This window comes from Pseudoroseicyclus aestuarii (assembly GCF_003217255.1).
Taxonomy (GTDB): domain Bacteria; phylum Pseudomonadota; class Alphaproteobacteria; order Rhodobacterales; family Rhodobacteraceae; genus Pseudoroseicyclus; species Pseudoroseicyclus aestuarii.
Genome location: NZ_QJTE01000016.1, coordinates 1 through 6,726, shown reverse-complemented (window position 1 = coordinate 6,726; position 6,726 = coordinate 1). Strand labels below are relative to the sequence as shown.

At 69.8% G+C, this 6,726-nt stretch carries 12 protein-coding genes and 1 pseudogene; 7 read left to right on the top strand and 6 right to left on the bottom strand.

Translation table 11 applies throughout. The annotated features are described in order from the left end of the window. Positions 1-140: 140 nt before the first annotated feature. The 6 genes from DFP88_RS16570 to DFP88_RS16550 all read right to left on the bottom strand — a co-directional run bounded on the left by DFP88_RS16570 (position 141) and on the right by DFP88_RS16550 (position 2,722). A complete protein-coding gene (locus DFP88_RS16570; RefSeq protein WP_110815808.1) occupies positions 141-413 on the bottom strand; it encodes a DUF2312 domain-containing protein in 273 nt (90 codons plus the stop codon). Positions 414-544: 131 nt separating this feature from the next. After that, positions 545-703, bottom strand: coding sequence for a hypothetical protein (locus DFP88_RS17155; protein WP_181418696.1), 159 nt, complete (start codon positions 701-703; stop codon positions 545-547). After that, positions 700-1,380 (bottom strand): cold-shock protein, encoded by a 681-nt coding sequence (locus tag DFP88_RS16565; RefSeq protein ID WP_146227563.1) that lies wholly within the window; start codon positions 1,378-1,380, stop codon positions 700-702. The genes DFP88_RS17155 and DFP88_RS16565 overlap by 4 nt, the downstream gene beginning before the upstream one ends. Next, positions 1,377-1,871 carry a hypothetical protein gene (locus DFP88_RS16560; RefSeq protein ID WP_110815806.1) on the bottom strand — a complete coding sequence of 165 codons (495 nt, stop codon included), beginning with the start codon at positions 1,869-1,871 and terminating at the stop codon, positions 1,377-1,379. Before DFP88_RS16560 ends, DFP88_RS16565 begins: the two co-directional genes overlap by 4 nt. After that, positions 1,868-2,068: a hypothetical protein gene (locus tag DFP88_RS16555; RefSeq protein WP_110815805.1), complete on the bottom strand. Its 201-nt coding sequence runs from the start codon at positions 2,066-2,068 to the stop codon at positions 1,868-1,870. Before DFP88_RS16555 ends, DFP88_RS16560 begins: the two co-directional genes overlap by 4 nt. A gap of 303 nt (positions 2,069-2,371) precedes the next feature. Continuing rightward, entirely contained in the window at positions 2,372-2,722 is a 351-nt protein-coding gene (locus DFP88_RS16550; protein ID WP_110815804.1) for a helix-turn-helix domain-containing protein, read from the bottom strand. 424 nt (positions 2,723-3,146) lie between these two features. Between DFP88_RS16550 and DFP88_RS16540 the strand changes: the two genes are divergently transcribed. The 7 genes and pseudogenes from DFP88_RS16540 to DFP88_RS16510 all read left to right on the top strand — a co-directional run. Then, complete coding sequence (locus tag DFP88_RS16540) at positions 3,147-3,659, top strand: hypothetical protein (protein WP_110815802.1); 513 nt, start codon at positions 3,147-3,149, stop codon at positions 3,657-3,659. Next, on the top strand, positions 3,659-3,901 hold the full coding sequence (locus DFP88_RS16535) for a hypothetical protein (RefSeq protein WP_110815801.1): 243 nt from the start codon (positions 3,659-3,661) through the stop codon (positions 3,899-3,901). Before DFP88_RS16540 ends, DFP88_RS16535 begins: the two co-directional genes overlap by 1 nt. After that, a complete protein-coding gene (locus tag DFP88_RS16530; protein WP_110815800.1) occupies positions 3,898-4,497 on the top strand; it encodes a DUF1937 family protein in 600 nt (199 codons plus the stop codon). Before DFP88_RS16535 ends, DFP88_RS16530 begins: the two co-directional genes overlap by 4 nt. After that, positions 4,494-4,841, top strand: a complete 348-nt coding sequence (locus tag DFP88_RS16525; protein WP_110815799.1) for a hypothetical protein — start codon at positions 4,494-4,496, stop codon at positions 4,839-4,841. The genes DFP88_RS16530 and DFP88_RS16525 overlap by 4 nt, the downstream gene beginning before the upstream one ends. Then, on the top strand, positions 4,838-5,476 hold the full coding sequence (locus DFP88_RS16520; protein WP_110815798.1) for a hypothetical protein: 639 nt from the start codon (positions 4,838-4,840) through the stop codon (positions 5,474-5,476). Before DFP88_RS16525 ends, DFP88_RS16520 begins: the two co-directional genes overlap by 4 nt. Before the next feature lie 207 nt (positions 5,477-5,683). Beyond that, complete coding sequence (locus DFP88_RS16515) at positions 5,684-6,451, top strand: hypothetical protein (protein WP_110815797.1); 768 nt, start codon at positions 5,684-5,686, stop codon at positions 6,449-6,451. After that, a pseudogene (locus tag DFP88_RS16510) lies at positions 6,448-6,726 on the top strand (hypothetical protein); the annotation flags it as partial. The gene DFP88_RS16515 and the pseudogene DFP88_RS16510, both read left to right, overlap by 4 nt.

Here is a 6,726-nt window from a genome sequence, read left to right as displayed (position 1 = left end):
TCGGCCGGCAGCAGGTCGCAGGACCAGACGTCGTGCCCGCGCGCGGCCATGGACCGGCGCATCACGCCGCTGGTCTCGCAGCCGACGAGGATGCGGAGCGGGCCGTCAGCCGAAAAGGTTTGAGAGGTGTCCAGCATCGCTCACATCCCCAGCGCGGCTTTGTACATGTCGAGGATGGCCTCTTCCTCGGCGACGTCGTCTGGGTCGCGCTTGCGCAGCGCGATGAGCCTGCGCAGGGCCTTGGTGTCGTAGCCGCGGCCCTTGGCCTCGGCCATGACCTCCTTCATCTGGTCCGCGATGTCCTGCTTTTCGGCCGCGAGGCGCTCGTAGCGCTCGACGAACTGCCGCAGCTCCTGGGCGGCTGCGGCCAGCAGCTTGCCCGTGACGGCCTCGTCTTCGGCGGTCTGCTTCATCGGGGTGCGGCCTGACGGCTGGGCGCCAGCGGCTTGGCTCGTGGTGTCATTCGATCCGTTGCCAGAGGCGCAAAGCTGGGCGTCAGCGGCGGCTGGCGCGGCCCCGCGCTCGGGATGATCGGGCGAAAGGGTCACAGGCAGCTCCAGCAGACGCGGGCAGAGATGAGGATGGCGGCTCCGATGAGGAGTTCGAGGATGGCGAGGATCAGCACGACGCCGAGCCAGCGCCCCTCCGCGAAACGCGGGTTGCGGTCCTCGACGTCGTGATGCTGGGCGGCGGCGCGGCTCACGAGACCTCTCCCGGCTGGGCGCAGGGCGCCGGCGCGTCCTGCGCCCGCAGGTCGACCTGCGCCCAGTCCTGTGCGGCGACGGCGATGCGGCCACGGGGACCCTCGATGACATGCAGCGCCAGCGCCTCGCCCTTGGCGGGCGGGTTCAGCCCGACGAGGCGCAGGACGCAGGCGTGCAGGAAGATGTCACGGTCCGGGGCGCCGAAGGCGCGGGCGAAGCCGATGCCGCGCCGGGCGTCGTACCAGGTCACCCGCGCTGCCTCGACGGGCAGGGCGGCAAGATCGACCTCCTGCCCGATCTCCTCGATGAGCGCGGGCGGGACGGGCGCGGGGGCCGGTGCCGGCCCGACATGCAGGATCTCGCTGACCTTGGTGCCTTTGGGCGTTTCGGCGAGCAGGACGGTGAGGCGGGTGCCGGGAGCGATGCCGGAGCGGCCGGTCCAGTCGAGGGTGCTGGCATGCAGCAGGGCCTCTGCGCCGAGGTCGAAGCCGACGAAGCCGTAGCCCTTGCCGCGGTCGAACCAGCGCACGGTCACCTCCTCGCCCTGGGGCGCAGCTGTCTCCGAAGGCTGGGCGGCTGGCGCGGCGCCGCGGCTGTCTCTTGCTCGGAAGGGGCCGGCCGTCTGTGCTTCGGCAGCAGCAGCGGTGTCCGTCTGAAAATCGGTGGCGTGGATCATGCTGCCCCCTCCACCTCTGCAGCGGCGGCACTGAACGCCGCGGCTGCTTGCGCGAGAGTTTGGCCAGGCACCGCGGCGGGCGGCGCAATCGTCTGCAGGCCGGGGTGGATCATCCGGTCCAGAAGCGCCTGGGCCGAAGCCCGCACTGCTTTCGTCACGGGGGTGAGGTGATGCAGCACCGACAGCGCCCAGGCCCGCTGCAGGGCGCGGCGCTCCGGCTCGTCCGCGGGCGCGGCATAGCCACCGGCCACGGCTCGGGCGGCGAAGCGCCAGCGCAGGGCAGCGGCAACGTAGCTCATGTCCGAAATGGTGATGCCGCGCAGCGCGATGATGCGCAGCGCGGGCAGGCCGCTGGCGTCGGTCTTCCAGCTGCCGCCGCTGCGCAGCACCTCGGCCTGCAGCCGCTCGACAAGAGCCTGCGGCTCAAGGGCGTCGAGCGCATCGCAAAGAGCGGCGAGTTCGGCCGGCGAGGGGGCTGCCGCGTCCGTCACCGCAGGCCCCCCTCGATGACCCGCAGTGCGATACGTCCGGCGCCGGCGCCGGTCTGGCGCAGCGGGGTGCCGCGGGCAGTCATCAGGGCCAGGCGCGCCAGCTGCGCGAGCAGGGGCCGGTCGGCGTAGCTGCCGGGATCGGCCGCAATGGCGGGGGCGTCGGTTAGGACGCGCGGGGCCGGGGTGGGGTGGTGCATCGGACGCTCCATCGGGTGGGTAGATGGAGAGAGGTTTGGTAGGTAAATATGCCTATGTCAATACTAAATAGGTAATAATGCCTATCCGCAACTGCTATGCTCGTCCCCAGGAGGCTGCCGAATCGTGTCGCTCGAATGCCGTTAGGCTGCTCGCAGCGGTACAGCGGCCTTCTCGGGTCCCGTAGTTTCTGATGCTGAACAGGTCGCCGGGTAACCTCTAGCGCGCAGGTTGACCACCTTTGCCTCTGTAGGATAGCGTGAACATATCATGAACTTGGGAGCGACCGGTGGGGGACGCAGAAATTATTCAGCGTCTTCAGCAGGCGGCGGAGGCGATTGATCCTGAGAGGCAAGCAGCCCTTGTCCGTACCCTAGAAGCTGGCGGCGGAGGTCAACGGGTAGCTGAGATACTAGGCGCAGGATATCTCGCTCTTCTGGGGTTTGCGGAGAGCCCATGAACTCTTCGACGGAAGTGCCGAGGGCGGCGCATATCTTCTCGATCGTATCCCAGCGCGGGTTCTTCGCTCGGCCAGTCAGCAGTGACCTTATCGCGGAGTTGTCCAGCCCAGCCCGTACTGCCAGGCCTGCCGCTGTGAGGTTGGGATCGCTATCGATCACGCGCCTCAATTTCTCAACGAAACTACTTTGCACCATGCCTGGAATCTGCTGACAGGTAGGCAAACATTCCATGGGAAAGCTTACCGTTGACGAAGTAGGTAAATATGCCTACTCGTGTGAGCCATGGACGAGTTTCTCACAGACGTCGAAGCCTATGCTGCCGCCTTCAGGGTGGAGCCATCCACCATCGTGCAACGCGCTGCTGGCGTAAGCGGCGCCGCCTGGGCGAAGTGGAGAGCGGGTGGCTCCTGCACCATGCGCACCGCTGATCGAGTGCGAGCCTACATGCGGGATAACCCGCCGCCTGTGCAGCAGGGGGACGTGGCGCCCGCTGCTGACGCCAGCGGGGAGGCCGCCTGATGCCTCTCCACCCCACATATCCCGCCGCCGTGCTCTCATGCTCCAGAGATGCACGGGGCGCGTCTTCCCGAAAAGCGAAAGCAACGCGGAGGGTTTCGCAATGAGCCGCAACCACCCTGCCGGCTCCGTTCAGGATGCCGTCTCTCGCGCCTACACCGCCGCTGGCGGGCTCGAAGCCGCCTCGGACATGCTCGGGCTCACCGCCTCGACGCTGTCCGAGGCGACCGCCAAGAGCGCCAAGCGACCGCACGGGCTGGGCGTTAATCACCTTGACCGCCTTGCGCGCATGTCGCCCGAGGCGGCGCGGGTGCTGGCAGAGCATTTCGCCGCGCATGCCGGCGGGGTGTTCCATCCCAGCGGGGCAGGCGCTGCCGGTGCCGATAACCTGCTGGCGCAGATCGGTGTCAGCTCCAAGGAGTTCGGCGAGGCGATCAGCGCGGGCATGTCGGCGATCCAGAGTGGCGATCCGCAGGCCATCAACCGCGCGATCGTCGAGCACGACGAGGCGGGCGCGGCCATCGCGGACCAGCGCGCGCTGCTGGTCAAGCTGCGCGAGACCCATGGCGGCGCCGTCGCCAGCTTGGCCGCTCACCTTCAGGCGGGCGCCCGGTGATGCGGCGCCCGCTTCCCCTTGCTCTGCGTCCCGGCGGGTCCCGCCGCCGGCGCGACCTCGACGCGGTGCAGGCGACCCGCCGCCCGCGTCCCTTTTTTTTCGTCTGCTACCGCTCGAAAGCGAACAGCGCGCCGCGTGCAGGCACGCACCTGCGGGAGCGTAGCGACTGCCTGCGCGTGCTGCCGCTGACGCGCTGCGCGCATCAGGGCGCTGCCGCCGATCTGCGGGAGGCGCTGTCATGAGCATGCACCACCGCCTGCCGATGGATCCCGACTGGCCGCAGCTCTGCGCGCGCTACGCCGGCAGCGGGCTGCTGCAGCGGGACGTGGCGCTGATCGACGCGGCGCAAGTTCTGCGCAGCGGCCTCGCCTATCTGGCCACGCCCTACACGCAGCTGAGCCTCGACGACGGCGGCCGCTGGTGCCCGAGCTCGTCGAGCTTGGCAGCAGATGCCGCCGCCGCCTGGTGCAGCCGCTTCGCTCAAACGGGCGTCACGGCCGTCTCGCCAGTGGTGCAGGCGGACGCGATGCTGCAGCGCGATCCTTGGAGCGACGCCCTCGATCCGCTGGACGAGACCTTCTGGTCGGTCTGGTGCCGGCCTCTGCTCTCGCGCTGCGACGCGGTGGTGATCCCGCCGCTGCCGGGCTGGGAGCAGAGCCTCGGCGTCTGGACCGCGGCCCGCGCCGCCGTGACCCGGCAGACGCGCGTGATCCTCATCGCTGCAGAGCCGGAAGGGCCGCAGAGCCCCGCTCCTGTGGCCTTTGCACCTTCGGCTGTCCGGCGGGTCCCGCGCCGGCAGCCTGTCCCCGAGTATCATCAGCGAGGAGTTACGCCATGAGCATGGCCTTTGCCATCGACCAGAGCGAGGCGGAGGCCGTGCCGGTCGTCGCCGGCTCGCGCAGCGAGCCGCAGGAGGTGCAGGCAATGCGCAACCTCTGGGTCGCGGTGATCGAGCAGCACTACCGGACCGCGCTCTCGCCCTTCAAGTCGGATGAGGTCGAGCGCCGCCGCGCGCGGGTCTGGTTCGAGACAGAGGGCTTCGAGGACGTCTGCGCGCTCGCCGGCTTCGAGGCGCCGGAGATCCTGCGCCGCGGCATTCTGCGCCAGCTGGCCGCTGCCGATGCGGGTGAGACCGTCGCCCTGGCGCACTGCCGGGTGCAGGCGCAGGGAGCGGAGCTGTGAACGCGCAGCTGCGCCCTGTCGATGTCAGCGCGCTCGAGGCCTACCCGATCCGGGGCGAGGACAGCGTGGCGCGCCACCACTTCCTCAAGTTCTGGCACAACCGCTGGCTCGGCTCGACGCTGCGGCTCACGGCCTCGCTCGACGTCCGCGCCTGCGCTCTCGATCTGTTCTTCCTGGCGCAGAACCAGACGCCGATCGGCACGCTGCCGGACGACGACCGCATCCTGGCGCGCCTGCTCCACCTCGACCTTGCGCAGTGGATGGAACTGCGGGCGCGGACGCCCGGGCCGCTGAACCACTGGCGCCGCTGCGTGGCGGCGCCGGACGACGGCGCGCATGAGATCCGCCTGATGCACCCGGTCGTGACGGAGGTTGCGCTCGACATGCTGGAGCGGCGCGAGGACGCGACCCGCTCGAAGGAGGAGCGGGCAGTGGCCAAGCGGCTGCAGCGCCTCGGGGAGGCGATGCTCGCGATCGGCTGCACGCCACCCATGGCCAAGGACCGGATGTTGCTGGAGCGGCTCGACGGCTGGCTCCTGGAGCATCACCCGGGGCAGCGGCGGATGCCGCGCTTCGAGACCTCGCTGAAGCGGGCGCTGACGCATGCCGAGCGCCACGGATGGCTAAAGCACTGATTTAGAATACCGATATCTGTCGCAAGACAGAACGGGACAGTCTTGAGACAGAACGAGACAGTCCCGCGACAGATCACGGACGGAAAAAGACAGTCCTGCGTAGAGAAGAAGAGAACAGAAGAGAAAAGAACATTACGGCCCGCGCGACAGAACGACGGTCGCACCTGTGGATAACTCGGGCAGGGCGCAGAGAAGGAGGTGACGGCCATGATGGCAGCACCAGAGACCCGGCAGCAGTACAGGGACCAGGGGAAGGGCGCAGAGAGGCCAGGGGCCCGGCAGCAGGCCGAAGGGCCGGGGCAGGGCGTAGAGAGAAGCGCAGAGCAGGGCGCGCAGCAGCCTGAGGAGAGCAACCGCGACCGGGTCCGGCGCCTGCTGCTGGTGCCGCTCGGCTTCCGCTTCCGGCGGGGGACCGATGCGGGGGAGGCGCGGCGCAGCCTCGACGCTCTGGCGGACGAGCTCGGCTACATGAGCGACGCCAGCCTCTCGGCCCTGCGCGGCATGCTCGCCTCGAAGGGCGAGGGATCGGCCCGCTGCTTCTGGCCGGACCCCGCGACCTTCCGCGGCTTCGCGGAGATCGTCCAGCCGCGCCCGCTCGAGGAGGTGCCGGCGCTGGTGCGCTGGTTCCGCTCGGTCGAGGGGCCGCGGGCGGTGGAGGCCGGCACGCTGGTCGAGACCTTCCTCTGGTTCGAGAAGAAGAAGGCGCCGCCGCTGACGCCGCAGGCCCGGGCCATGGTGGCGCAGCGGGCCCAGCAGAACCGCCGCCGGCTCGAGGTGATCTCGGACCGCCGGGCGCGGGAGGTGCGCAACGACGCGCAGGATCTCGAGTGGGAGCGCTGGTACCGCAGCACGCTCGCCCGCGTCGAGGCGCTGGTCGACCGCGTGCAGCGCGAGAAGCAGGGGCAGGCGGGGCAGACCGATCCCGCGCAAGACACGACACGACCGACACGGACGGCAGAGGAGATGGCCCGATGAAGGACAGGCTGGCAGAGATCATCGGCGACGGTCGCGCGGCACTCGAGGCGCTGCCGAAGGCGGAGCAGCAGGCGCTGGTGGACGAGATGGGCTCGATCGCCCGGGCCCGCCGCGCCGCCTGGGGCCGGTTGCCCGAGGCGGAGCGCATGCGGCTGGTGCGGGCCGCAGGCAGCGTGCCCGTCAGCACCGGCGATGCCGCGCCCGAGGCGCCGGCCCGCGGCGCCGTGCGCGTGGTGACGATGCAGGGGATGTGCCCGACAGGAGAGACCGGCTTC

Coding starts and splice junctions, on each gene's coding strand:
- DFP88_RS16525 (WP_110815799.1), top strand. CDS start 4,494: ATGAGCATGGCCTTTGCCATCGACCAGAGCGAGGCGGAGGCCGTGCCG.
- DFP88_RS16555 (WP_110815805.1), bottom strand. CDS start 2,068: ATGCACCACCCCACCCCGGCCCCGCGCGTCCTAACCGACGCCCCCGCC.
- DFP88_RS16515 (WP_110815797.1), top strand. CDS start 5,684: ATGATGGCAGCACCAGAGACCCGGCAGCAGTACAGGGACCAGGGGAAG.
- DFP88_RS16550 (WP_110815804.1), bottom strand. CDS start 2,722: ATGGTGCAAAGTAGTTTCGTTGAGAAATTGAGGCGCGTGATCGATAGC.
- DFP88_RS16565 (WP_146227563.1), bottom strand. CDS start 1,380: ATGATCCACGCCACCGATTTTCAGACGGACACCGCTGCTGCTGCCGAA.
- DFP88_RS16570 (WP_110815808.1), bottom strand. CDS start 413: ATGAAGCAGACCGCCGAAGACGAGGCCGTCACGGGCAAGCTGCTGGCC.
- DFP88_RS16535 (WP_110815801.1), top strand. CDS start 3,659: ATGCGGCGCCCGCTTCCCCTTGCTCTGCGTCCCGGCGGGTCCCGCCGC.
- DFP88_RS16530 (WP_110815800.1), top strand. CDS start 3,898: ATGAGCATGCACCACCGCCTGCCGATGGATCCCGACTGGCCGCAGCTC.
- DFP88_RS16540 (WP_110815802.1), top strand. CDS start 3,147: ATGAGCCGCAACCACCCTGCCGGCTCCGTTCAGGATGCCGTCTCTCGC.